Genomic DNA, 24608 nt, shown 5'->3' on the forward strand with positions numbered 1-24608 from the left:
AACATGGTGCCTTGTGAGCTGACCGCCATGACTTCAGATCCGGTTTGCAACGGCGCATACGATGACGCTACGGGCATCTGGACAATCGGCGATCTTGCCATGGGCGCGTCCGTAAGCCTTGAGATCACGGCTTCCGTCAACGCCACAGGCGACTACTTCAACGTAGCCGAAGTGAGCGAAGCGAACGAAGACGACACCGACTCGACACCAGACAACGACGACGGCGACCAGTCAGAGGACGACGAGGACAGCGCGGAGACTTCTCCGAACCCGGTCATCGACCTTGAGCTGACGAAAGTCGTAGACAATAGCACGCCAAACGTCGGCGAAGAAGTGACCTTCACAGTCACCGTAGAGAACCAGGGCCCGAGCGACGCCACGGGCGTAGCGGTGCGGGACAACCTGCCGAGCGGCTACACCTTTGTGAGCAGCAACGGCGCGTACGATGACGCTACGGGCATCTGGACAATCGGTGATCTGGCCAACGGCGCGTCCGTAAGCTTAGAGGTCACGGCTTCGGTGAACGCCACAGGCGACTACTTCAACGTAGCTGAAGTGAGCGAAGCGAACGAAGACGACACCGACTCGACACCAGATAACGACGACGGCGACCAGTCTGAGGACGATGAGGACAGCGCGGAGACGACTCCAAACCCAATCATCGACCTTGAGCTGACGAAAGTCGTAGACAACGCCACGCCGAACGTCGGCGAAGAAGTGACCTTCACAGTCACGGTAGAGAACCAGGGCCCGAGCGACGCCACGGGCGTAGCAGTGCGGGACAACCTGCCGAGCGGCTACACCTTTGTGAGCAGCAACGGCGCATACGATGACGCTACGGGCATCTGGACAATCGGCGATCTTGCCAACGGCGCGTCCGTAAGCTTAGAGATCACGGCTTCAGTGAACGCCACAGGCGACTACTTCAACGTAGCCGAAGTGAGCGAAGCGAACGAAGACGACACCGACTCCACACCAGACAACGACGACGGCGACCAGTCTGAGGACGATGAGGACAGCGCGGAGACCACTCCGAACCCGATCATCGACCTTGAGCTGACGAAAGTAGTGGACAACGCTACGCCGAACGTCGGCGAGGAAGTGACCTTCACGGTCACGGTAGAGAACCAGGGCCCAAGCGACGCCACCGGCGTAGCGGTGCGGGACAACCTTCCAAGCGGCTACACTTTTGTAAGCAGCAACGGCGCGTACGATGACGCCACGGGCATCTGGACAATCGGTGATCTTGCCAACGGCGCGTCCGTAAGCCTTGAGATCACGGCTTCGGTGAACGCCACAGGCGACTACTTCAACGTAGCCGAAGTGAGCGAAGCGAACGAAGACGACACCGACTCGACACCAGATAACGACGACGGCGACCAGTCGGAGGACGATGAGGACAGCGCGGAGACGACTCCAAACCCAATCATCGACCTTGAGCTGACGAAAGTAGTGGACAACGCTACGCCGAACGTCGGCGAGGAAGTGACCTTCACGGTCACGGTAGAGAACCAGGGCCCAAGCGACGCCACCGGCGTAGCAGTGCGCGACAACCTTCCAAGCGGCTACACGTTCGTAAGCAGCAACGGCGCGTACGATGACGCCACGGGCATCTGGACAATCGGTGATCTTGCCAACGGCGCGTCCGTAAGCTTAGAGATCACAGCGAGCGTTAACGCCACAGGCGACTACTTCAACGTAGCCGAAGTGAGCGAAGCGAACGAAGACGACACCGACTCCACACCAGACAACGACGACGGCGACCAGTCAGAGGACGACGAGGACAGCGCGGAGACCACTCCAAACCCAGTCATCGACCTTGAGCTGGACAAGCGAATCAACAATCAGTTCCCGGTTATTGGTGAGGAAATCACCTTTACGATTGAAGTGGTGAACCAGGGACCAAGTACCGCCACAGGTGTGGTCGTTGAAGACAAGCTTCCAAGTGGTTATATCTACACCGGCTTCTCAGCGGACCAAGGTGACTACAATGCAAACACAGGATTGTGGAACATTGGCACACTGCCCGCAGGTGAAATGGTGACGCTGCTGATTACTGCGGAAGTGAAATTCGGTGGCAACCACCTCAACCTGGCTGAAGTAGTAGACGCTAATGAAGACGATATTGATTCTACCCCTGATAATGGAGTAGATACCGATGGAGATAACAACGTACAGAACGACCCGGATGATGAAGACGATGGTGACGGCGTGCCTGTTAACGTTCAGAAACTCATTGACCTTGAGTTGACGAAAGTGGTAGACAACCCGAATCCAACCGTTGGTGAAACGGTGGCCTTCACGCTGACCCTGATCAACCAGGGACCAGATAATGCAACCGGTATCACGGTACGTGACAACCTGCCAAGTGGCTATAACTTCGTACAGTCTGGCGGAGGTAACTATGATGCAGCTACCGGCATCTGGCAAGTGCCAAACACCCCTCCAGGTGTGGAGCGTACACTGGTTATCCTGGCAACCGTCAATGCTGATGGAGATTACTTTAACATCGCTGAAGTGGCTTCTGCGAACGAGGACGATGTGGACTCCACGCCAGACAACGACGACGGCGACCAGTCGGAAGACGATGAGGATAGCGCGGAAGTGGAAATCGATGTGGTCATTGACCTGGAGCTCGAAAAGAGCATCCTGGGCAGCAGCAACGTAGAAGCTGGTGACCTTGTAACTTTCCAGATTGATCTGGTCAACCAGGGACCAAGTGAAGCCACCGGTGTTGTGGTTACCGACCAATTGCCTTCTGGCTACACTTACAATAGCGACTCCGGTAACGGTGCATACGACGCTTCCACAGGTGACTGGGAGGTTGGAACACTGGCAGCTGGCGAATCAGTCAGCCTGACCATCACAGCAACAGTTAACCTGACCGGTGATTACATCAACCTGGCAGAAGTGACCAATGCGAACGAGGATGACATCGACTCCACGCCAGACAACGGAGTGGATACCGATGGCGATGGTGACGTTGACGATGACAACGGTGACGAAGACGATGGCGACGGTGTTGAGGTCAATGTGGACTGCGACATTGAAGTGATCATTACGGATATTACCTGTGATGACAACGGTACCTCCTCAGACCCAACTGATGATGTGTACAGCTTCACGCTCGAAGTGGTTAATAACGGTGGTGCAGGCACAACCTGGACGACTATGATCAATGGTGCAGAGGTGTCGGGAAGCTACGGCGAACCTGTAACCTTCGGCCCATACAGCATTGCTCAGATAGGTGATCAGACGTTTATGGTCAACGATGAGGATGTAAATGGCTGCCTGACCATGGCGGTTGTAGAAGCACCTGAGCCTTGTTCCAATGACTGTGCTATTCAAATCACTCAATCTTCTACGGTTTGTGATGACAACGGCACGCCATCTGACCCAAGTGACGACCTGTTCTTCTTCACCGTCAAAGCCGGAGGCAATAACCTCAGCGGTGGCTTTAGCGTAAGCGTGAACGGAGAGGTCGCTGTACCGAGCGTGAGCTATGGCGGTGGTCAAATCCTTGCGGCAAATGTAGGCCCGTACGCAATCGCTGATGGCCCAATCGAAGTAACGGTTACAGACCTTGGCGACCCGGATTGCCAGGCTTCTGTTACACTTGATCCGCCGGCAACCTGCTCCGAGGAGTGTGGTATCCTGCCTGAGCTTGTGCTGACGAAGTGCGACGATAATGGTACACCATCAGATCCGTCTGATGATGTGTTTACAGCGACTATACTGGTGAATGCCAATAACCCGGCAGGAAATACCTGGGTGGCAAGTACTGGCGCAACCGGTACTTATGGTGCAACCTTCACCACGGTTTCCTTCCCAATTGCGGCAGGCGATGTGACGATTACCTTCAGTGATCAGGCGGATCCGAACTGCGTAGGCAGCCTGACGGTGACACCACCGGAAACTTGTTCAGATGCTTGTGACATCACTTCTGCTCAGGCTGTAAATGTCGAGTGCAGTGATAACGGCACGCCTTCAGATCCAAGCGACGACACCTTCACTTTTGAGGTCATCGTGACCGGTGTGAATACTTCAGCTACCTGGACGGACAACCTGGGCAACACAGGCACTTACGGTGTGCCGGTTTCCTACGGCCCATTCAGTATCGCTGCTAACCCAACCGTCACTCTGGATATTACAGACGCAGCGGATGGTATCTGCACCGCTCAGGTGGTTGCAGTTGCGCCTCCGACCTGCTCAGACGTTTGCGACATCAACGCGACAATCGTACAGGGGCCATACTGTAATGATAATGGCACCCCATCCAACCCGAATGACGATGTCTACTTCATTGATGTGCAAGTGACTGGTAATAATACAGGCTCAGGATGGAATGCTAACGGTTCCACAGCCGGTACAACTGCCGGTGGGTACGATCAGGTGGTCACTTTTGGCCCCTATCAGCCAGGTGCGAACGTCCTGATTAACTTCACAGATACGAACGATGGCGATTGCGTGGCCACCATTATGGAGAGCATTCCGGACGAGTCTTGCTCGGAAGAGTGTAACGTCTTCATCACAAGCGTCAACACCATCTGCCTGAATAACGGAACGCCATTCAATGGCAATGACGATCAGTTCTTTGTGACCTTGATCGTGAATGGCAGCAACACCAGCAATTCCTGGAACGGAACAGGCGGCGCAAGCGGTACCTATGGTATGCCAGCTTCCTTCGGTCCATTCCCGATTAGCATGGGGCAGGTATCCATTTCGGTGAATGACTCGAACGACCCAAGCTGTAATGCATCTGTCCTTGTAACAGCGCCACCGCCTTGCATCGACTGCGAGGTGACGCCAGAGTTGCTGAGCATTGACTGTGACGATAACGGCACATCGGCTGATCCTTCCGATGACCTGTACTATGCAACGGTGGAAGTGAGCAGTCAGGGCGCAACATCAAGCCTCGGCTGGCGCTACCGGGTACTGCCTACGGGCAGCTACGTGGGCCACTTCCCATACGATCAGCCTGTACAAATTGGTCCATTCTCCATTGAGGGTGGTAACGTCAATGTTCGCATTGCAGATGCTGGAGATGGTAGCTGCAACGAAACACTGTCTCTACAGGCTCCGGCACCATGTTCCGACCTGCCTTGTGAGCTGACCGCCATGACTTCAGATCCGGTTTGCAACAACAACGGCACACCAACGGATCCAAGTGACGATACGTACAGCTTCGAGCTGACTGTCACTGCAGTCAACACGTCAGCAGCTGAATTTACAGCCACTGTAAACGGAACCACGTATACCGAACCATTTGGTACGCTGATCATCACCGGAATCCCGGCAGACGAAGACGCCATTATTACCAACATCTCGGTAGTGGGCGAAGACGACTGCTCAGCTGAGGACATTACGGTGCCGGCTACCGGCGAATGCTCTGATGATTGCCTGATCGAAGTGGTCGCGGCTGATCCGGTATGTGATTTCAACGGCACTACTGACCCAGGTGACGATACGTACAGCTTCGAACTGACGGTAACTCCTGTCAATGAGACCGGGCAATTCTGGACCGCATCCATTAACGGGCAGGTCTTCACAGAGCCTTATGGTACAATTCTGATTACCGGAATCCCGGCAGATGAGAATACTGTGATTTCAGGCCTGGCCGATCTAGACAACAGCAGCTGTGTAGTCAACGATGTCGTCGTACAGGCTACTGGCGAGTGCTCGCCGGAGGAACCCTGCGAGATCACAGCCGAGCTGATCGCAGGCTCAGAGCTGTGCGATGACAACGGCACACCGGGTGATGGCGACGACGATACCTTCACCTTCGAGGTCCTTGTGACCAATGCGGGTGCAGGCACAGGCTGGACGGCTAACGATGGAACCACGGGCATCTATGGCGATACGATCACCTTCGGCCCTTACAGTGCGGCTGATATCGGTGATGTGTTGACCTTCACGATTACCGATAACGACGAGGCTGCTTGTGCTGATGCCTTTGAAGTAACGGTGCCTAATTGTACCAACGACTGTAACCTGACGGCTGATGTGCTGAATATGTCTTGCAATGACGAAGGCACGCCAAATGACCCAACCGACGATACCTATACTTTCGATCTGATCATCCATGGTACGCACGTTGGTGATACCTGGACCGCAGACGACGGTACTACGGGTAATTTCGGTGATACGATCAGCTTCGGCCCGTACCTCATCACAGATGGCAACACGACCTTCGATGTCGTGCCGGACGCGAATGACAACTGTGTGCTCACCGTACTGGTCACTGCGCCTCAGCCTTGTTCTGAAGCCTGTGATATCGAAGCAGCCATCTCTAATGTGACCTGCGACGACAACGGTACACCTGGAGACAGCAGCGATGATACCTTCAGCTTCACCGCACTGGTTACTGGCGATGATATCAGCAACAGCTGGATTGCGCTGGACGAAAATGGTATGCCTATTCAGTTTGGCATGACAGGAATGCCCACCGTATTCAACCTGGGCAGCCTGATTGCAGACGGGCCGGTCAGCATTACCTTCCGGGATATTAGCAACCCAGACTGTGAAGTGACGGTAGAAATCACACCTCCTGCACCATGCTCCGTCGCACCATGCACCATCTCCGCGGATGTGGCAATCGAATCCTGCGACAATAACGGCAATGCAGATCCCGCTGATGACACCTTCACCTTTACTATTACGGTTAACGGTGACGATGCGGACGGCAGCTGGACGGCAGACTTTGATAACCTGAGCGGTGAATACGGAACCACCTATACCTTCGGGCCATATCCTGTGGGTACAGACCTCGACTTCACCATCTCTAATGTTGGTAATGCCCTGTGCAGCTCGAATGTGTTGGTTGATGCACCAGATGAATGTCCTGAAACACTGGATTGTGACATCATCTCCGCATCTGCTTTCAATATCGAGTGTGATGACATGGGTACAGCAGCGCCTGAAGATGACATCTTTGTCTTCCAGGTACTGGTAGCCGCACTGGATGAGAATGGCATACCATCAACGGGGGCCTGGGCGATCGATTTCGCAGGCAGCACTTTCGAAGGTATTTACAATGTGCCTTCTCAGGTATTCGAAATCCCGGTTGATGCGACTTCTTCCGAGGCAGTAGACCTGAATGTAGTGGATGCGCTGTCTGAAGATTGCTTCACCAGCCTGTCGCTCATACTGCCGATTGTACCTGAAATTGACTGTCCGGACGATACCGACTTCGCTGTGCGCACACAGGATGTACAGTACATCGACGGGCAACTGAATACAGATGACGATACGCTGAGTACGATCTGCTGGGCTGAAGACCTGGCAGAAGGGCTCCGCTACTACGATACGACAACAGTAGTTGCTGAAGCTTCCGACATGTTCACCTTCGTATTGCTGAGCGATATGAACCAGGTGGTGGATATGGATGGCTACGGTGCCATTTTCGACGGAGTATACAACCACCTGATGCCTTGCTGCAACCTGGCGGATACCACACACCTGCCAGACCTCGACAATGAGCTGCTCAATCCAATGATTGACTTCAGCTCTTACAACCTGGGCGGCCTTGTGCCCGTGGGCAGTATGTCTGTGCAGCTGACAGGTGAAGTAGCGCATACCCTGATGGTGACCACCGTAACGGCCGCAGAGACGGGCAACTACCGCTGGTTGGTCTTCAGCCAGAATGGTACACAGCTACTGGATACGAATGGTCTGCCTTATCCGGCAGAAGCGACGCAAGTCAATTACGACCTGCTTTGCACAGATGTTGATTCCCTCATTAACAACCCACTGAGCCTGGTGCTCACTGGAGAAGCAACGGTTGAAGCGTTCTGCGGCATTGATAGCCTCTTCTTCACCGATCAGCTTGCCCCGGCTAGCGAAGATTGCCTGCCTAATGTCATTAACCGCAGTTTTGTGGTCACTGATGTCCGGGGCAACAGCTTCTCCTGTGCACAGGAAATTCAGATACAGGTGCCGGCACTGGAGGATGTGAAAATGCCTAAGCTTGCCGCTATGTTCGACTGCGAAGCGGAGTTCACCGGCGATGCCAATGGCAACCCCCACCCAAGTCTGACGGGCTACCCTTACGTTCAGTCTGCCTTCGATGTGCACCTGCTCAATGAGCCGTTCTGCAACATCTCTGCAGATTACGAAGACAGCGACCGCGAAGACATCTGCGCGGGTACCTACAGCTTCGAGCGGACCTGGACAATCACGGATCTTTGCACGCCTGATTCTGTACGGACCTTCGTACAAACGATCAAGGTAGGCGACCTGACCGGCCCGGTGGTAAGCTGCCCAATCAGCGACCACTATTGCCCGGTAGTCGAAGAGGACATCATGTTGTTCTCCACAGATCCGTTCGATTGCACCGCTACGATCGAAGTGCCAATGCCAGAAGTAACCGATGCCTGCTCTGATGAGTGGACCGTCATCACCGAAGTAGTCAGTGTGGATATGAGCAATGATACGGTCATATACACCATCATTGACACCCTTCTGGAAGACGACCTGCGCCTGATCACCGGGCTGGAAATTGGCGAGTACAAGTTCCGCTACACCGTAACGGACGACTGTGGCAACAGCACACAGCAACTCTGCCACTTCCGCGTAGCCGACCTGTCTGAGCCGGTAGCCATCTGTACAGGTGCACTCAATGTGTCTGTAGGCGGCTTTGGCCTGGCAAGGTTGTTTACGCACCACATCGATGCAGGCAGCTATGACAACTGCGGTATCGACAGTATGATGGTCCGCCGCGTTTACGAGCGCGATCCGGAAGATTGCAGCGACCTGAGCACACCGTACTACTCCGCATGGGGCAACTACGTGGAGTTCAACTGCTGCGATGCCGGCACCTATGTGACCGTCGAGCTCCGCGTAGTAGATGCCGCTGGCAATGTCAACATCTGCTGGCTGGATGTACTGGTGGAAGACAAGACAGCGCCACAGTGCATTGGACTGGAAGATGTGACGGTAGGCTGTGGCGACTTGCCGGAAGGCTTCGATCCATTCAGCCTTAACCAACTGGACAGCCTCTTCGGTGAGGTGCATGTGGTCGACAACTGCTCAGCAGATGCTATCGTCCTTGACCCGATCGTGGACATCAGCACTTGCGGCAGCGGTACCATCACACGCCGCTTCCTGGCAATCGACCTGGTGGGCAACATCTCTATGGATACCCTCACACAAGTGATCACTATTGGTGGAACCGGAGGCTTCAACGTACGCTTCCCCGCTGACATACAGGTATCTGCCGATGTTTATGCGACGGATACGCTGGAAGGCGTGGCCATCACTAACCTGGGTTGCGATTCCCTCTCCATAAGCTACACCGACTCGCTGGTGGCAGCCGTAGATGGCGAGTGTTCCCGCATCCTGCGTACCTGGGAGGTAACTAACTGGTGCGACTACGATGCGATTGACACCGCAGTGGTCATCCGCCGCGATGAAGATTGCGATGGCCTGATGGGCGAAGAGGATGTATGGCTCCTGGGCCGTCCGGATTCTATCTACGTCGATGCCGACAGTTCGGTACTGAACACCTTCCCAATGGCGGGTGTGAAAGATACCCTCTGTGACGGTACAACCAACCCGGAAGGCTACTGGAGAACAGTTGATAACACAGGACGCTGGGTTTACACGCAGGTGATCCGCATCGAAGACAACGGATTTGATGCTTACGCTATCTACCTGCCAGCAGACAGTACAGTATTCTGTGACGATCTGTCTGCGGATTCTGTCCGGGTGTACGGTTCAGCTTGTGACTCCATTACCATCAGCCATACGGATACGCTGATTGCGGGTGAGGGCGAAGCTTGCTACCGCATCCTGCGCACCTGGGAGGTGACCAACTGGGACGAGTACGATGGACTGTCTGATGCCATCAGTATCCGCCGCGATGAAGATTGTGACGGACAGCTGGGCGAAGATACCACATGGGTGCTCCGTCAGCTCGACACCACGTACGTTGATGCCGACAGCTTATTCCTGAACAACTTCCCGCTAGCGGGCGTTAAGGATACTATTTGCGACAGCACGACCAATCCGGAAGGCTACTGGCGTACAAGCGCCTCCACTGGCCGCTGGATTTACACCCAGATCCTGCACGTGATAGATGAGGAGGCACCGGTAGTAGCCTTCGAGCAGCCAGATCCATTCTGCAGCTTTGAAGGAGACACCTGCGATGCTAACGTTATCTATCCATTCGCATTGGACGGCAAGTGCCTGCCAGATACCCTGCTGCCAGACTCCATGGTGGAGATGACCTTCCGGGTATTCCTGGATGCAGGAGCTGATGGCATGCTGGATATGGATGTGACAGACTCTGTGGACATTACAGGCAGCTATCCGGATTACGTGATCAATGGCAAGTTCCCAATGGGCGAACATATCCTGGAACTTAACGTAGTGGATGCCTGCGGCAACTTCACAGCAGTGAACCTGCCATTCGAGGTGGTAGACTGCTTCGTGCGCGCACCACAGTGTTTCGATGACCTGTCTGTAGAACTGCAGCCGCTTGCCGAACCTATTGACATAGACGGTGACGGAACGATAGACCAGGCATTTGCTGATATTACGCTGGAATACCTGCTTGAAGCCATGCCAACAGATGATTGCAACGGTCCTGTGGGTTACGCCATGAATTTCATGGGCGAAGCCTTCAGTATGGAGCAGAACAAGCTCACGTTGACTTGCTCGGACAATGATACCTACGAGGTTGAGGTATGGGCATTCGATAAAGCAGAAAACCCATACGCACTGCAGCCCGATGGTTCTGTAGGAGGCCGCAACTCAGAGCGTTGTGTTACCCTCATCACCGTTACGAATTCTGATGCTTGTCTGGCAGGCTTGGCCGGAGCAGATAAGGATGAAGAAAAAGGCGTGGCGGCTGAGCAAGACGTTGCACCCGCACTGTACCAAAACGTGCCTAACCCGTTTGTTGACGCGACGCTGATTGACTTCTACCTGCCTCAGGCAGATGAAGTACAGTTTGAGGTACGCAATGCTGCCGGACAGGTAATGAAAGTAGTACAGGGATGGTACGATGCAGGCACGCATCAGGTACGCCTCGACCGCAGCGATTTGATAGCAACCGGAATTTACTACTACACCTTGCGCACCAGCAAGGGGGTACTGACGAAGCAGCTCATTATTGCTGAATAGTCAATAAAGGCATTACATTCCCCGTTTTAGATCTGAGGATTTGGTCCAATCGGACCATTTCCTCGGGCTTCGGGGAAAGAAAAAAGCAGCACCTGAAATGATCAGGCACTGCTCGTAAGAATTTTGTGCATATTTGTTTTTGTTGATGGGGTAGAGCTCAATGTTCTACCCCTCTTTTTTATTTTAGCGCGGCCTCCTTTACCGCATCGGCTACTTTCCAGGCTACCTGTTCCTGCAATGAAGCCGGAATGATCGACTCCCGGGTAGGGTTGGGGATGAAGTCTGCAATAGCGTACGCAGCAGCCAGCTTCATCGCCGGGGTGATCCGTTTGGCTCTTGCATCAAGTGCGCCCCTGAAAATGCCGGGGAAGCCAAGGACGTTATTGACCTGATTCGGTAAATCACTACGCCCGGTACCCACAATTGCCGCACCGCCCTTGTAAGCGTCTTCCGGCATGATCTCCGGATCGGGGTTCGCCAGAGCGAAGATGATGGAGTCTTTGGCCATGGTTTTGATATCCGCTGTAGTGAGCAGGTTGCCTACACTTACGCCGATGAATACATCAGCATCGACGATAGCGTCTTTCACCGAACCGGTTCTGTTGTTGGGGTTCGTAAAGGTGAGCACCTCCTGCTTGGAGCTGTTGAGATTGTCACGGCCGCTATGGAGGATACCCTTGCTGTCGCACATAATGACTTCCCGCACGGCAATGCATTCAGAAGAATTCTGATGATCCACACATTTCAGTAGCTTTGCGATGGCTACGCCGGCAGCCCCGGCCCCGTTGATCACAACCTTGAGGTCGAATAGGCTTTTGCCTACAAGTTTGGCTGCATTGATCAGCCCGGCCAGCACCACGATAGCCGTACCATGCTGGTCATCGTGGAATACCGGAATGCCAATATCCTGTAGCCGTTGCTCAATTTCAAAACTGCGGGGTGCCGAAATATCTTCCAGATTGATGCCCCCAAAGACCGGCGCGATCAGCTTCACGGTTTCGATGATCTTTTCTGTATCCTGCGTGTCCAGGCAAATCGGGAAGGCATCAATATTAGCAAAGCGCTTAAAAAGCATAGCTTTTCCTTCCATAACCGGGATGGCCGCATGTGGGCCAATATTGCCCAGCCCCAATACGGCTGAGCCATCAGAAACAATAGCTACGGTATTACTTTTGATGGTGTAATCATACACCTTTTCGGGATCGGCAGCGATGGCCCGGCAAGGCTCTGCAACACCCGGCGAGTACACCAAAGACAAGTCCTCTTTAGAGCGGACATCCATCTTGGGCGTCATCCTGATTTTCCCTTTCAGGTATTGGTGGAGGTACAGGGATTCTTTGAAGTAGTCCATATGTTTTGGTAATCTATGGTTACAAATTTGGTTACAGCACAATTAAAGGTAGCAGATTTTTAGAATTCCGGCCATCCCCATGACGTATTGAGCGGATAGCATGCCGCAATCAGTGCGCGGAAAATATTTACCTTGTGCGTTTCGTTATTTTCTTTTTGCAACTACATACCGAACATGATTAGAACGATTACGACTACTGTACTACTACTGCTGTTTTGTACACTGAATGCCTTTGCTCAGCCAGCCCGGGCTACTATAAATGTAAGTGGGCAGCAGGCTAATGCCAGCATCCGCATACCTCTGGCCAACCCTCAGCCCTTTCTGGCCTTTTCTGCCGTATGGAAAGGGCAGGAAGGCACCCTGAATGCCCGGTTTTCTCCTGATGGAGAGCGCTGGGGGGATTGGGTGGCTTTGGGAATGGATGGCCACGCTGAGCAGTCCTCTGAAAAATACATAAGTGAACTGCACTTTGCTCCTGCGGGTAGCCAATGGGTGGAAGTTCAGCCCGCTATTGGCATGGAAAATCTAGTCTTGCACTTTTTTAACCCCGGCCGTACAGACGAACTGGAACGCACAGGGTATCCCCCAGCCGTTACAGAGCGCTCCCCGGTCTACTGCCCCTGTGATCAGCCTGATTTTGAAGGCCGCGAGGACTGGTGCCCCGATGGCACCTGCCCGCCTGATGCAACACCCGTTGGTACCAATCCAACCCACCTGATCATCCATCATGCTGCCGGGACGAACAGCTCCAATGACTGGGCCGCTGTCGTCCGCGCCATATGGGATTTCCATACCGGCGTAAATGGCTGGGATGATGTAGGCTATAACTGGCTAATTGATCCCAACGGAGTGCTGTATGAAGGCCGGGGCGATGACCGCCTGGGCGCCCACTTCTGCGGTACCAATGGCGCTACGATGGGGGTCTGCATGCTCGGCGATTACACCAGCATTACACCTACTGCGGCAGCACGGGGCACCCTGGCTCACCTCATGGCCTGGAAGAGTTGTGATATTGGCGTAGATCCACTTGGAACAGCCTTTCACAGCAACTCCGGCCTGCAGCTGATGCGCATCTCCGGCCATCGCGATGGCTGCGCGACGGCCTGCCCTGGTGATGCTTTTTACCCACAATTACCCGATGTACGCAACGACGTTGTGGACTTCATCGCTAATCAGTGTGCGGCTATTGCGCCACCCCAGAACCTCACCGCACAAATGACTGCCGATACCGCCGTCCTACTGGAATGGGTGGATGAATCGGATAACGAAACCGCATTCCTCGTAGAACGGTCCAACTCTTTCTTTGGCACTTACGTACAAATTGGGGAAGCTCCTGCTAACGCGACGACCTATGAGGACTTCGATATAGAAATCGGGACCGGTTATTACTATCAGGTGAGGGCGACTACAGGTACGGATACTTCACTCTATACCAACAAGGCATTTGTGTTTACCAATGTGGTGAGCACGGACAATCTGCTACAGGGCCAAACGGTAAAGGTCTTCCCTAACCCGACTTCCGGTGCCCTGCAGTTGCAGTGGTCAACACCGCTTGATGGACAGGTCATGCTCCGGGTCTTAGACAGCAGAGGAGTGCCCGTACAAAGTCAGCAATTGCCCGGTCACCAACTTCAGCATCAGCTGGACCTGGGCGCGTTGCCTTCCGGGCTTTACATGGTAGAGCTCATCAATGAGTCGGAGCAGGCCATTTACCGGGTCTTCAGAAAATAATCTGGTCCGCCACACGTTTAAACCCTTTCCTACGGAGGTGCAAACGAACATCTATCCTAAGGAAAAGTTAGAATAGGAGGGACGAGTATTAAAAAGTGTTAACGCAAGCGGCGAATTTTCAGTTACCAGCGTTACTTGTTCCAGATGCCACGTCTATATGAGATGTAGGCATATCTACAAAAAACCGAAAACAATTTATTTTAAACAAAATCAAAATCCATCATGCAAAAATTGTTTCTGAAATTTTCCGGAGCTGCGATCCTGCTTACTCTTTTGATCGCTACCGGTTGCGGTGAAGATGATCCAATCGATCCAATCACTCAGCTGCCACCTGAGGTACGTCTGGTTGATGGTGTAGGATTTACTTCCACTGACGCTACCCTGGCTCCCGGAGAAACATTTACAGTGAATGTGGAGATACTAACGGGCGATAACCCACTTGAAACTTTCACCTTCCTGGTAGATGGTACTGCTATCAACAACACAAACATTGCTAACTACTACGCCAACGGTGAATTCGAAGTAGACGGAAGCGTGGAAACGGCCAACAACCCGGTCACGCTTTTTGGTGATGCGAAGCAGGGCGCTTCAATCGTAATTGAAGTCGTGCCATTCGAACAAATGGATGGTGAAGTCCGGACCTACACCTTCGAAGCTGCTGATGAAGCTGGCAACGTAGGTACTATTTCACTGGACATCACTGTTGTAGATCCTACCACACCAATTGATGCTACCCTAACTGGCGTACTCTTCAATCAGGCTGGCCCTACCGGTACCGGTGGTCTTAACCTCGATAACGGTGAAGGTACAGGCAGTGCCGATGCAGAGGCTGAAATCCGCGACCTTGGCCTGGATTGTACAGTTCCGGCTCCTGGCCTGAACTGGCGCCGTCAGATCGGTACCGTCAATGGTGCAGATATGGTAAAGGTAGACGAGACTCAGGTTGAAAACTTCACCTTCGATAACGTTTCTGTTAAGGAAGAAATCGAAGCTGCTTACGCTACAGGTGTAGAGCTGAGCGATGGTGCTTCCCGGAACTGCGCAACTGGCACCGACACCCCGGTTACAGATGTGACGGACGAATTGGTCGTAGGCGATATGTTTGTCGTCTTTGCCAACGATACCCACTATCTGATCCGCATTGACGCCATCAATGAGACAGATAACAATAACGCAGATAACTACGAGCTGTCCATCAAGTACTAAGCAACAACGCTTATCAACTACAGGAGAGCGCAGTTTCGGTCCGTCGAAGCTGCGCTCTTCCTGTTTTAAGATGCAATTATCAATTTCCACCTTCGTTTCATGTTGGTGAGTTCTGTACTTTTGTGGTCAAACCAGGAATGGCACCGTATGATGAAGAAGATTTTTTCCTACCTGTTACTGATTGGCACCCTCGGATTCTTGCTGCCACAAGCCTTGCAGGCGCAGTGTGAGTTCGCTGCAGATACTATAGACCCGTTCGATAGCACACGCCTGATCATTTCCAAGCCCATGCCCATCGGCTTGCTGATTCCAAGCCTCTACGAAACGGTGGATGGCCCTAAGATTATTGAGGAAGCGGAAGTCGCCTTTTCATTCATGGAAGGTGATGTGGACAATATCAATTCTTTTTTCCTCACCATTGCTACGCCGGAGTATGATTTCCAGAAAATCGAGGCCGGGCGCAACGTTATCATTGCTTTTGAGGACACCTCTGCCGTGCAGTTACTGAATTACCCGGACCGTGGCGTTTTCAGCAAGGAAACGAATATGCGCATTTACCAACATACCTGTATCGTGCCCATTGATGTGTTATACCGAATGGCCGGCTATGATATCTTAGGCATCCGAATAAGGTACGAAGGCAAAAAGCGCACGATTATGCTGAATGAAGCTCAACAGAAGGCACTCCGTCAGGCCGTAATCTGTGCCAGTGAAGCTGCCGGATTTTCCCCTTTAAATCCCTGACGAAACAAAAAAGATTAAATAATATTTTTTAACACCGTGCCCACGGTGTAACCAAGGCTGGCGTAACCAAAACCTATTACAAATGACTACTCCGAAAAGGATGGAAAAATTGTGAAAGAGCAGTTCTTCTATTCCTGGCCAGGATAGAATCTAACCGATTAAGCAAGTGTGGAGCGCTCTATCTGATGCCGGGTAAAGCGCTCCTTTCTTATGTCAGGATTGATGTCCAATGATAGCCTGCACACCAAGCGCATAGCCCTGTAGCCCCAGCCCCACGATAATGCCTGCACAGTGAGCAGAAAGGTAAGAATGATGCCGGAAAGCTTCCCGCCGGTGTACATTGGAAATATGCACTTCAATAACTGGCGTGGAAATTCCGGCTATCGCATCGCCCAGCGCAACGGAGGTGTGCGTGTAAGCGCCCGCATTAAACACAATCCCGTCGTAGGAAAAGCCCACCTCGTGTAGTTTGTCCAGCAGGGCCCCCTCATGATTGCTTTGAAAATACTCCAGCTTATGCTCATGGAACTGCGCCTGAAGCTCCCCGAAGTAGTCCTCAAAAGCCTTACGGCCATAGATTTCCGGCTCTCGCTTGCCCAGCAAGTTTAGGTTCGGCCCGTTCAGGATGAGAATACGCATTAGTTGGCTTTGTCAGACATGAACTTAATGCGGACGAGCTGTATCTCTTCCATCGTAATGTCTTCGTCCTGAAGCTCTTTGTAGGCTTCTTCAAGGGCATCGGTCTCTGCATCCATGAAGTAGTCCTCAATCTCTTCCCGCGCGTACTCATCCAGGTTTTCGTCAATGTAATAATCGATATTCACCTTTGTACCGGAAAGTACGATAGCGTACATCTCCTGATAGAGCTCCTCCATTGAGAGGTTATTGGCTTCGGCCAAATCTTCCATAGGCACCTTGCGGTCGATGCCCTGAATGATATTGATTTTGACTTTAGACTTATTGGCCACCTGCTTCATCACGAAGTCATTCGGGCGGTCAATATTGTTTTCTTCTACGTATTGCTTAATCAGTTCCAGGAAAGGACGCCCGTAGCGCATCGCTTTACCCTTGCTCACGCCTGAGATATTGCTCATATCATCCATCGTGATAGGGTAGTGGGTGGCCATATCCTCCAGAGAGGGATCCTGAAAGATTACAAATGGTGGTACATCATGTCGCTTGGACTCTTTACGGCGCAGGTCGCGCAGCATTTTGATCAGCGTCTCGTCGAGGACAGCGGAACTACCTTTAGATTCCTCTATATCTGCCGCTACCTCTGCATCGTAGTTGTGGTCGATAGGGATGTTGAATGGCTGTGGGTTTTTCAGAAAAGCTTTCCCTTCTTCGGTAATCTTGAGTAGCCCGTAGGTCTCGATGTCTTTGCGGAGGAGGTCGTTGAGAATGGTCTGCCGGAAAACGGAGCTCCAGTAGGTCGCGTCCTGTGCTTTGCCCGCTGCATAGAGGGGGCGTTTGTCAAAGCTGAAGTCTTTTATCACCTTCGAGGCATGCCCCCGGACGAAGTCCACCATTACCTTGATGTCGTAGTTTTCGTCCAGTTCATTCACGGCCTTGATGGCTAATACCACGTCCTCTTTAACATCGATCCGTTCTTTTGGATGCCGGCAATTGTCGCACATCTGGCTGCAATTGTCCTCGTCAAATTGCTCCCCAAAGTAGTGCAGCAGGAAGCGGCGGCGGCAGGAGGTGGTCTCAGAGTAAGACATCACTTCCTGCATCAACTGCATGCCCATTTCGCGTTCAGCCACGGGCTTGTCGCGCAGGAACTTCTCCAGGCGCAGAATATCCTTGTAGGAATAGAACGCCACACAGCGCCCTTCCAGCCCGTCCCGCCCGGCACGCCCGGTCTCCTGATAGTAATTTTCAATACTCTTCGGGATGTCATAGTGGATGACAAACCGCACATCGGGCTTATCAATACCCATGCCAAAGGCAATCGTGGCCACAATGACATCCACTTCCTCCATCAGGAAGTCATCCTGGGTTTTACTACGGGTTTTGGCATCCAAACCGGCATGGTAAGGTGCGGCTTTGATGTCATTCACCTTCAATGCCCCGGCAATCTCAGCTGCTGACTTTCGGCTTTGCACATAGATGATGCCCGACTGATCTGGTATTTCCTTAATGATCTGTACGATCTGCTTCAGCGTCTGCTCCTTTTTAAGCTTCGGACGCACCTCGTAGTAGAGGTTCTCCCGGTTGAAGGAGGAGATGAAGGTGTTGTGGTCCGTCATGTGAAGGTTCTTCACGATATCAGACTGTACCTTCGGCGTCGCTGTCGCGGTCAGGGCCACCACCGGGATATCGCCACCAATAGAATCAAGCATAACGCGGATACGGCGGTATTCCGGCCGGAAGTCATGCCCCCATTCTGAAATACAGTGGGCTTCATCAACGGCAACAAAGGATAAGTTGACCTGCTTAAAGAACTCAATATTCTCTTCCTTAGTCAGGGTCTCCGGTGCGATAAAGAGGAGCTTGGTCTTATTGTCCATAATGTCCTGCCGCACCTGTTTCATCTGAGATTTGGTGAGGGAGGAGTTCAGGAAGTGGGCCACATCATCGCTTTGGCTGTACCCGCGAATGGAGTCCACCTGATTTTTCATTAATGCGATCAGTGGCGAAATGACGATAGCCGTACCCTCCAGCATAAGCGCAGGCAGCTGGTAGCAAAGCGATTTGCCACCGCCGGTAGGCATAATGACAAAGGTGTCTTTGCCACCCAGTACACTCTTGATGATAGACTCCTGTCGGCCTTTAAAGCTATCAAAACCGAAGTATTGATGAAGGGCATCGTAAAGCGTTTCTTTCGTCGTCGTCATGGTTCGCCAGTTCTTTTTTACTTAGTTTTGCATCGGTTGTTTTGGGCAATCCGTCCTAATTTAGCCAATATTTTTCAGTTGGAATGGGTATTCAGAGCTTTTTCGACTTCCAGGAACAACTACAGGACCGATTCGTTCGATTAGGCGCTTTTTTCAAAAGCTTTCAAAAATACAAAAATCACGTGATAAGCGAAGGATTAATACGGAAAACTGCGCTGCGGACGCTGGAAATCGAGATGAAGGCGCTCCGGGCACTGCAGGAGAGCATCGATGGGGAGTTTGAGGCGTGTGTGAATGCAGTTTTTGCTTGTCAGGGGCGGTTGGTAGTGACAGGGATCGGCAAGAGTGCGCTGGTAGGTCAGAAAATCGTAGCTACCCTAAACTCCACAGGCACGCCGGCTCTGTTTATGCACGCTGCTGACGCCATCCACGGAGACCTCGGTATGATTCAGCCGGGAGACTTCGTCCTCTGCCTGTCCAAAAGCGGGGAGACACCTGAAATACGCGTACTGGTCCCGCTGCTCAAGAACCTTGGCAATCCCATTATAGGTATGGTGGGCAACCGGGCTTCTTACCTGGGCAGGCACGCAAGTTATGTGCTTTGCACGCCGGTGGATCAGGAGGCAGACCCCAATAATCTGGCACCTACCGCAAGCACTACCGCACAAATGGCGCTGGGGGATGCGCTGGCCACTTCCTTACTGGCATTACGCGGCTTTTCTCCTCAGGATTTCGCACAGTTCCATCCGGGGGGCGCACTCGGCAAGCAGCTCTATTTGCGCGTAAGCGACCTCTACCCACAGAATGAACGCCCTGCTGTACAGGAAGAAGACTCGCTGCAGCAAACCATTCTCGAAATGACTTCCAAACGCCTGGGCGCAACCGCCGTCCTGAACCCAACCGGGCAGCTTTCCGGAATCGTTACCGATGGCGACCTCCGCCGTATGCTCGAACGGGGCAATGGCTTCGACAACCTCCTGGCAAGAGATATCATGACTTCGGGCCCTAAAACCATTACCGAAAATGCGATGGCCGTCAAAGCGTTGCAGGTCATGCGCAAAAACAGCATCACGCAGCTGGTGGTCACCGATGAAGCAGGCACCTACAAAGGCTTTGTCCATTTGCATGACCTGATCCGGGAGGGGCTGATATGATCCGGTGGCTGAAATATGCATTCACCGGTGCTGTACTGCTCCTGCTGAGTGGGTGCCGTACGCCCTCCACTGCCACGGTGCATCCTGCCTTTTACCATTGGAAAACCACCTTCGACCCGGCGCCTGAGGCCCGGCAACTGGTGCGCGGACTGGCTACGGAGCGCATCTATTTGCGGTTGTTTGATGTAGACTGGGACGAAAACCTGAAGGCTCCGGCGCCCCTCGCTTACCTGGAGCCCAAGCAACCGCTGAACACCTTTGAGGTAGAGTGGGTGCCTACCATATTCATCACCAACCGCAGCCTCACCCTTCTGCCTGTACAGGATGTACCCCCTTTCGCAGAAAAGCTGGTCAGCAAAGTGCTGGAGCTCACCGAAACCTTCAACCTATCGGCCGTGCCCGAGGTGCAGCTGGACTGTGACTGGACGCAGAGTACCCGGGAGGTTTACTTTCGCCTGCTGAAAATCTGCCGGGAGCGGCTCTCAGAGCAGGGCATTGCGCTGTCTGCTACTATACGGCTGCATCAGCTGCGTTATCCGGAGCAGACCGGTGTGCCTCCAGTCGACCGCGGCATGCTCATGTACTACAATATGGGGGAGGTCCGCCAATGGGAGGAGCCCAATTCCATCCTCAATCCCGCGGCGGCTGCCCCTTATTTGCAAGCCCGTCCCTATGCGCTGCCCCTTGATCTGGCCCTGCCTGCTTTTCAGTGGGGCGTCTTGTTCCGGGAGGGCGCCATGATCCGCCTGTTGAGCGGCCTTTCGGCCAATGACTTGTCGGACCCGGAGCGTTTCTATGACATGAAAGGCGGGCGGTATGAAGTGGTGCAGGGGACTTTCCTTCAAGGTCACTATCTGTACGAAGGCGACCTCATCCGGTTGGAAACGGTAACGCAGGAAGCGCTGCACATTGCGGTGGAGCAGCTTCAGCGCTTTGAATGGCCAGAAAAAGTGTACCTCACGTTTTACGAGCTTGACAGCGCACCTGAGCTTGGGTTGGACGCTGCGGCTTTGGAGGCGGTAATCAAGGCATTTGAGGGGGAGTAGTTTGATGCTTCAAGGTCTTTTCCCGCCGGGTGCACTCGCCGTTCGACGTAGTTTTACAACGAAGTCGATTCCTTCACCCGGCGTGCTTAAAAACGAAACAGTTCATTCCTGTACGATCGGGCTGATTGAATTTATTTGTTTAAATTATTTTGGACCCTATTACAAGGTTTTGTATCTTAAGGGCGCTTAATCTCTGTACCATGCCCTCGAGACCCAAAATACATCAACCCGATGACCGCTTCTTCCGCCACGCTATGAGCAAGCCGGAGGTAGCAAAGCGGTATATTGAGCACTTCTATCCGGACATTGCCCGCATCACCGACCTTGGGAGCCTGAAGCTGGAAAGCAGCCTTAGCATTCAGCCCAACCTAAGAGAATTCCAAGCCGATGTCATCTACCGCTGCCGCCTCCTACAAGACGGGGAGAAGCATCTGTACTTTTGCCTGCTGCTTGAGCACAAATCACAGCCCGATAAATACGTGTCCGTACAGGTCGGGCTATACATCATGGAGCTGATGCTGCGCTCCGTAAAAGAAGCCGGGCGGGAACTGGAGCTGGTGCTCCCCATCATATGCTACAACGGGAAAGAAAAATGGCAGCCCCTGACGCTCGCAGAGCTTTTTGCCGGCCATCCGCAGCTCGGCCTGCTGCAACCCTATATCCCGAATTTCAGTTTTGTATTTCAGGACGTCTCCCAGCTCAGCACGGAGGAGCTGCTGCAGCTTGACCTGAGCTTTTTCAGGAGCGCCATCATGGCGTTATCCTTACGGCATCAGCCCTACTTGATTGTTAAATATCTTAGGCTTATTTTTGAAGGGGCAGACGGCAAGGCCAGTATCAGCGCACTGACCCATTACATCCTCGGGGTGGCAGAGCGCTCCGAACAAGAATTCAAAGCAATTATTGAAAATACGGACCTCGATATAATACCAGATGTCATGAGCACACTAGAGCAAATCCTGATCCGCGGCCGCAAAGAAGGCATGGAAAAGGGCATGGAAAAGGGTATGGAAAAAGGCAAACAAAAGGAGCGCATCTTCCACCTTTTGAAGACAGCACTCAAATTTCCGGAAATGTCGGCCGTTGACCTCGCCGACTTCACCGGGCTGCCTCAGGAAACAGTGCAGGATTTTATCGATATCACTGCAAAAGGCGACAAAGGCAAGCTCCTCAAATATGTGCAGGAAGAACTACTTGCCGATATCCCGCTCAATTCAGAAGAAATGGAGAAGCTGCAGGAGCTGGTGGAAAAGCTGCTGGCAGGCACAGACAGGTAAAGCCAAATTCTGATATTTCAGTCCCCCTATGGTAGCCCGACTTCGTAGAACCTGTCTACCCGGCGCAGGCAGGTAGAGCCGCATCCTAATCTCTCAGCCCCCCTATGACAGCCCGACTTCGTAGAAGTCACATCTTGATCTTTCAGGCATCCAAGGCAGCTCGACTTCGTAGAGTCGCATGTAGAACCCAGCCAGAACCAATGCTCCACCTACCCCCACCCAAACCCCAAAAAAACAACAATGTTTTCACGCCGCAACCTTGACATTACCACGGCCAAGTCGTATATTACCAATCCATTGCACGAATCACTGCGCGCAGCAACATAAAAACCGGCGCTCCCTGTGTAACCGCCACACTTATACCGACGATTAAGTGGTTTGCCGAGTCAAACCCACTTAATGCTTGCCCGTGTCTCATCGCCTTTAGGCTTTGACCACCTTAAAGGCAGGAGGGTCGGCATATACGCCTTGAAGCGGTATGCCTTGGAATAGCATACCACTTCGTCATGCGTATACTTGAACAAAAAACATAACCGCCCTGCTAAAGCCTTGAGCTATAGCAGTACTATTGGTACTGGCATTAAACAGATATGCCTGGGACAGCCGGTAGCTGAGTCCCTGCCCGTGCTATGCCCCGCTGGGCGCTTCCGGAAGCGCTACTTGCTACAGCGCCGTGACACGGGGTGCCCGTAGGGCGGGGGGGGATCCAAGTCAATTTCTATTTTTTAACACATAAAAACCTTTTCTCGCCGGGTGCACTACCTTCACCCGGCGTGCTTTTAAATCTTTTCTCGTCAGGTGCACTCGCCGCTCGACATAGTCTAACAACGAAGTCGATGTCCTTCACCCGGCGTACTAAAAAAATGAAACAGGCAATTCCTATTTATTCACACATAAAACCTTTCACTTATGAAAAACAAACTCCTACTCCTCACCTGGCTGCTCGCCGTGCCCCTGCTGTGGGTCGGGTGCAACAAGCCACTCTTTAAGACCGATGAAGCCTCCATCGCACAGCCCGATGAGCTGCCGCCCATCACCACGACCGGAGAGGGCACCTTCGCCTGCAAAATCAATGGGGTGAACTGGCAGCGCTGTGGGGGCGGGTTCCTTCAGAGTAGTATACTTGGAGAGTGGCACCCGGTTTATAAGATTTTTTAGATTTTTGGGATGAGACGAAGCTGTGAGGGCTTTGATGATTCGGTTTATATCGCTGCGTATGTAGATAGTGTAGGTAGATATAGCTTGCACGATGCATTCTATAACGATCGAAATCATCCTTGTCAAGAGTCAAGTGACCCTTCACGTCTGTTGGAAGGTGCTGACAACTGGGTAGAGATCCTCAATCTGGGCACCGAAGAATTTATCGTCTCTGGCACCTTTCAGTGCACAGTGGTCGATGATAACTGTGGCGACACGCTCTTTATCACCGATGGCCGTTTCGACTTCGATTGGGCTAACTAATTGAATTCATTTGTTTAATTTATTTTGGTTTTAATACAGTGTTATGTATTTTTAGGGTGTGCTTAACCTCTGTATCATGCCCCAAAACATAAATGTCCATCAACCGGATGACCGCTTCTTCAAGTCGGCTATGAGCGACCCGGAGGTGGTCAAAGCTTATCTTCAGCATTTCTATCCTAAAATTGCAACTATTGCAGATCTTGCAAGCTGGAAGCTGGAAAACAGTGTCAGTCTGCGCCCCAGCCTGAAGCGGTTCGAAGCGGACATCATTTACCGCTGCCGGTTTCAGGGAGAGGCGGATGACCACTTCTATTTCTGTTTGCTATTTGAGCACAAGTCCAAGCCCGATAAGTACGTTGCGGTGCAGGTTGGGCTGTACATCATGGAACTCTTATCGAGCATGGTGAAAAAACAGAGCAGGGAACTGGAGCCTGTACTGCCACTCATCTTTTACAATGGCAAGGAGAAGTGGGTGCCGCAAACCTTGGGCCAACTGTTCAAAGAGCACCCGCACCATGCTGTTTTGGAACCCTACATCCCCGACTTTCGTTTCCTTTTTCAGGACGCCACACGATTAAGCACGGAGGAGCTGCTAGAGCTTGTTGGGGTTTTGCTTTTGGAGCGAACGCAGCCAAATTTCGTTCTGATCGAGGCGCGATAAGGGAGAATAGCCA

13 protein-coding genes are annotated in these 24608 nt (G+C 52.6%); 10 read left to right on the forward strand and 3 right to left on the reverse strand.

The genetic code is table 11. The features are described 5' to 3' along the window. Nucleotides 1-3 precede the first annotated feature (3 nt). A complete protein-coding gene (locus IX84_RS11235; RefSeq protein ID WP_262501634.1) occupies nucleotides 4-11124 on the forward strand; it encodes a T9SS type A sorting domain-containing protein in 11121 nt (3706 codons plus the stop codon). Between the two features lie 178 nt (nucleotides 11125-11302). On the opposite strand, the gene IX84_RS11240 is transcribed toward IX84_RS11235, so the two are convergent. Then, nucleotides 11303-12475 (reverse strand): NAD(P)-dependent malic enzyme, encoded by a 1173-nt coding sequence (locus IX84_RS11240; protein ID WP_044220308.1) that lies wholly within the window; start codon nucleotides 12473-12475, stop codon nucleotides 11303-11305. A gap of 174 nt (nucleotides 12476-12649) precedes the next feature. On the opposite strand from IX84_RS11240, the gene IX84_RS11245 reads away from it, so the two are divergent. The 3 genes from IX84_RS11245 (at nucleotide 12650) to IX84_RS11255 (ending at nucleotide 16156) form a co-directional block, all read left to right on the forward strand. Then, complete coding sequence (locus tag IX84_RS11245) at nucleotides 12650-14206, forward strand: N-acetylmuramoyl-L-alanine amidase (protein WP_044220310.1); 1557 nt, start codon at nucleotides 12650-12652, stop codon at nucleotides 14204-14206. Nucleotides 14207-14428: 222 nt separating this feature from the next. Continuing rightward, nucleotides 14429-15412, forward strand: coding sequence for a hypothetical protein (locus tag IX84_RS11250; protein WP_044220312.1), 984 nt, complete (start codon nucleotides 14429-14431; stop codon nucleotides 15410-15412). A gap of 147 nt (nucleotides 15413-15559) precedes the next feature. Beyond that, complete coding sequence (locus IX84_RS11255) at nucleotides 15560-16156, forward strand: hypothetical protein (protein ID WP_044220314.1); 597 nt, start codon at nucleotides 15560-15562, stop codon at nucleotides 16154-16156. A 213-nt stretch (nucleotides 16157-16369) separates the two neighbouring features. Here the strand turns inward: IX84_RS11255 and aroQ are convergent, their stop codons facing one another. Then, the gene (gene aroQ / locus IX84_RS11260) at nucleotides 16370-16795 is read right to left on the reverse strand and encodes a type II 3-dehydroquinate dehydratase (RefSeq protein ID WP_044220317.1); all 426 of its coding nucleotides are present in this window, start codon (nucleotides 16793-16795) and stop codon (nucleotides 16370-16372) included. Further along, complete coding sequence (gene recQ / locus IX84_RS11265) at nucleotides 16795-18996, reverse strand: DNA helicase RecQ (protein WP_044220319.1); 2202 nt, start codon at nucleotides 18994-18996, stop codon at nucleotides 16795-16797. The genes aroQ and recQ overlap by 1 nt, the downstream gene beginning before the upstream one ends. A 182-nt stretch (nucleotides 18997-19178) precedes the next feature. On the opposite strand from recQ, the gene IX84_RS11270 reads away from it, so the two are divergent. The 6 genes from IX84_RS11270 (at nucleotide 19179) to IX84_RS11290 (ending at nucleotide 24595) form a co-directional block, all read left to right on the forward strand. Beyond that, nucleotides 19179-20150 (forward strand): KpsF/GutQ family sugar-phosphate isomerase, encoded by a 972-nt coding sequence (locus tag IX84_RS11270; RefSeq protein WP_238578264.1) that lies wholly within the window; start codon nucleotides 19179-19181, stop codon nucleotides 20148-20150. Then, the gene (locus IX84_RS11275; RefSeq protein ID WP_052515955.1) at nucleotides 20147-21196 is read left to right on the forward strand and encodes a hypothetical protein; all 1050 of its coding nucleotides are present in this window, start codon (nucleotides 20147-20149) and stop codon (nucleotides 21194-21196) included. Before IX84_RS11270 ends, IX84_RS11275 begins: the two co-directional genes overlap by 4 nt. A 200-nt stretch (nucleotides 21197-21396) precedes the next feature. After that, complete coding sequence (locus IX84_RS11280) at nucleotides 21397-22473, forward strand: Rpn family recombination-promoting nuclease/putative transposase (RefSeq protein WP_081968712.1); 1077 nt, start codon at nucleotides 21397-21399, stop codon at nucleotides 22471-22473. 909 nt (nucleotides 22474-23382) lie between these two features. Then, nucleotides 23383-23631: a hypothetical protein gene (locus IX84_RS11285; RefSeq protein WP_044220325.1), complete on the forward strand. Its 249-nt coding sequence runs from the start codon at nucleotides 23383-23385 to the stop codon at nucleotides 23629-23631. A gap of 9 nt (nucleotides 23632-23640) precedes the next feature. Next, nucleotides 23641-23934, forward strand: coding sequence for a hypothetical protein (locus IX84_RS32880; RefSeq protein WP_152605007.1), 294 nt, complete (start codon nucleotides 23641-23643; stop codon nucleotides 23932-23934). 76 nt (nucleotides 23935-24010) lie between these two features. Next, nucleotides 24011-24595, forward strand: coding sequence for an Rpn family recombination-promoting nuclease/putative transposase (locus IX84_RS11290; protein WP_044220328.1), 585 nt, complete (start codon nucleotides 24011-24013; stop codon nucleotides 24593-24595). The last annotated feature ends 13 nt before the right edge of the window (nucleotides 24596-24608 follow it).

The organism is Phaeodactylibacter xiamenensis, assembly GCF_000759025.1.
GTDB lineage: Bacteria > Bacteroidota > Bacteroidia > Chitinophagales > Saprospiraceae > Phaeodactylibacter > Phaeodactylibacter xiamenensis.

Excerpts from the sequence above, each read along its gene's own strand:
- recQ (WP_044220319.1), bottom strand. The coding sequence starts at position 18,996 with ATGACGACGACGAAAGAAACGCTTTACGATGCCCTTCATCAATACTTC.
- IX84_RS11240 (WP_044220308.1), bottom strand. The coding sequence starts at position 12,475 with ATGGACTACTTCAAAGAATCCCTGTACCTCCACCAATACCTGAAAGGG.
- IX84_RS11280 (WP_081968712.1), top strand. The coding sequence starts at position 21,397 with ATGCCCTCGAGACCCAAAATACATCAACCCGATGACCGCTTCTTCCGC.
- IX84_RS11235 (WP_262501634.1), top strand. The coding sequence starts at position 4 with ATGGTGCCTTGTGAGCTGACCGCCATGACTTCAGATCCGGTTTGCAAC.
- IX84_RS11285 (WP_044220325.1), top strand. The coding sequence starts at position 23,383 with ATGAAAAACAAACTCCTACTCCTCACCTGGCTGCTCGCCGTGCCCCTG.
- IX84_RS11255 (WP_044220314.1), top strand. The coding sequence starts at position 15,560 with ATGATGAAGAAGATTTTTTCCTACCTGTTACTGATTGGCACCCTCGGA.
- IX84_RS11245 (WP_044220310.1), top strand. The coding sequence starts at position 12,650 with ATGATTAGAACGATTACGACTACTGTACTACTACTGCTGTTTTGTACA.
- IX84_RS11290 (WP_044220328.1), top strand. The coding sequence starts at position 24,011 with ATGCCCCAAAACATAAATGTCCATCAACCGGATGACCGCTTCTTCAAG.
- aroQ (WP_044220317.1), bottom strand. The coding sequence starts at position 16,795 with ATGCGTATTCTCATCCTGAACGGGCCGAACCTAAACTTGCTGGGCAAG.
- IX84_RS11275 (WP_052515955.1), top strand. The coding sequence starts at position 20,147 with ATGATCCGGTGGCTGAAATATGCATTCACCGGTGCTGTACTGCTCCTG.
- IX84_RS32880 (WP_152605007.1), top strand. The coding sequence starts at position 23,641 with ATGAGACGAAGCTGTGAGGGCTTTGATGATTCGGTTTATATCGCTGCG.
- IX84_RS11250 (WP_044220312.1), top strand. The coding sequence starts at position 14,429 with ATGCAAAAATTGTTTCTGAAATTTTCCGGAGCTGCGATCCTGCTTACT.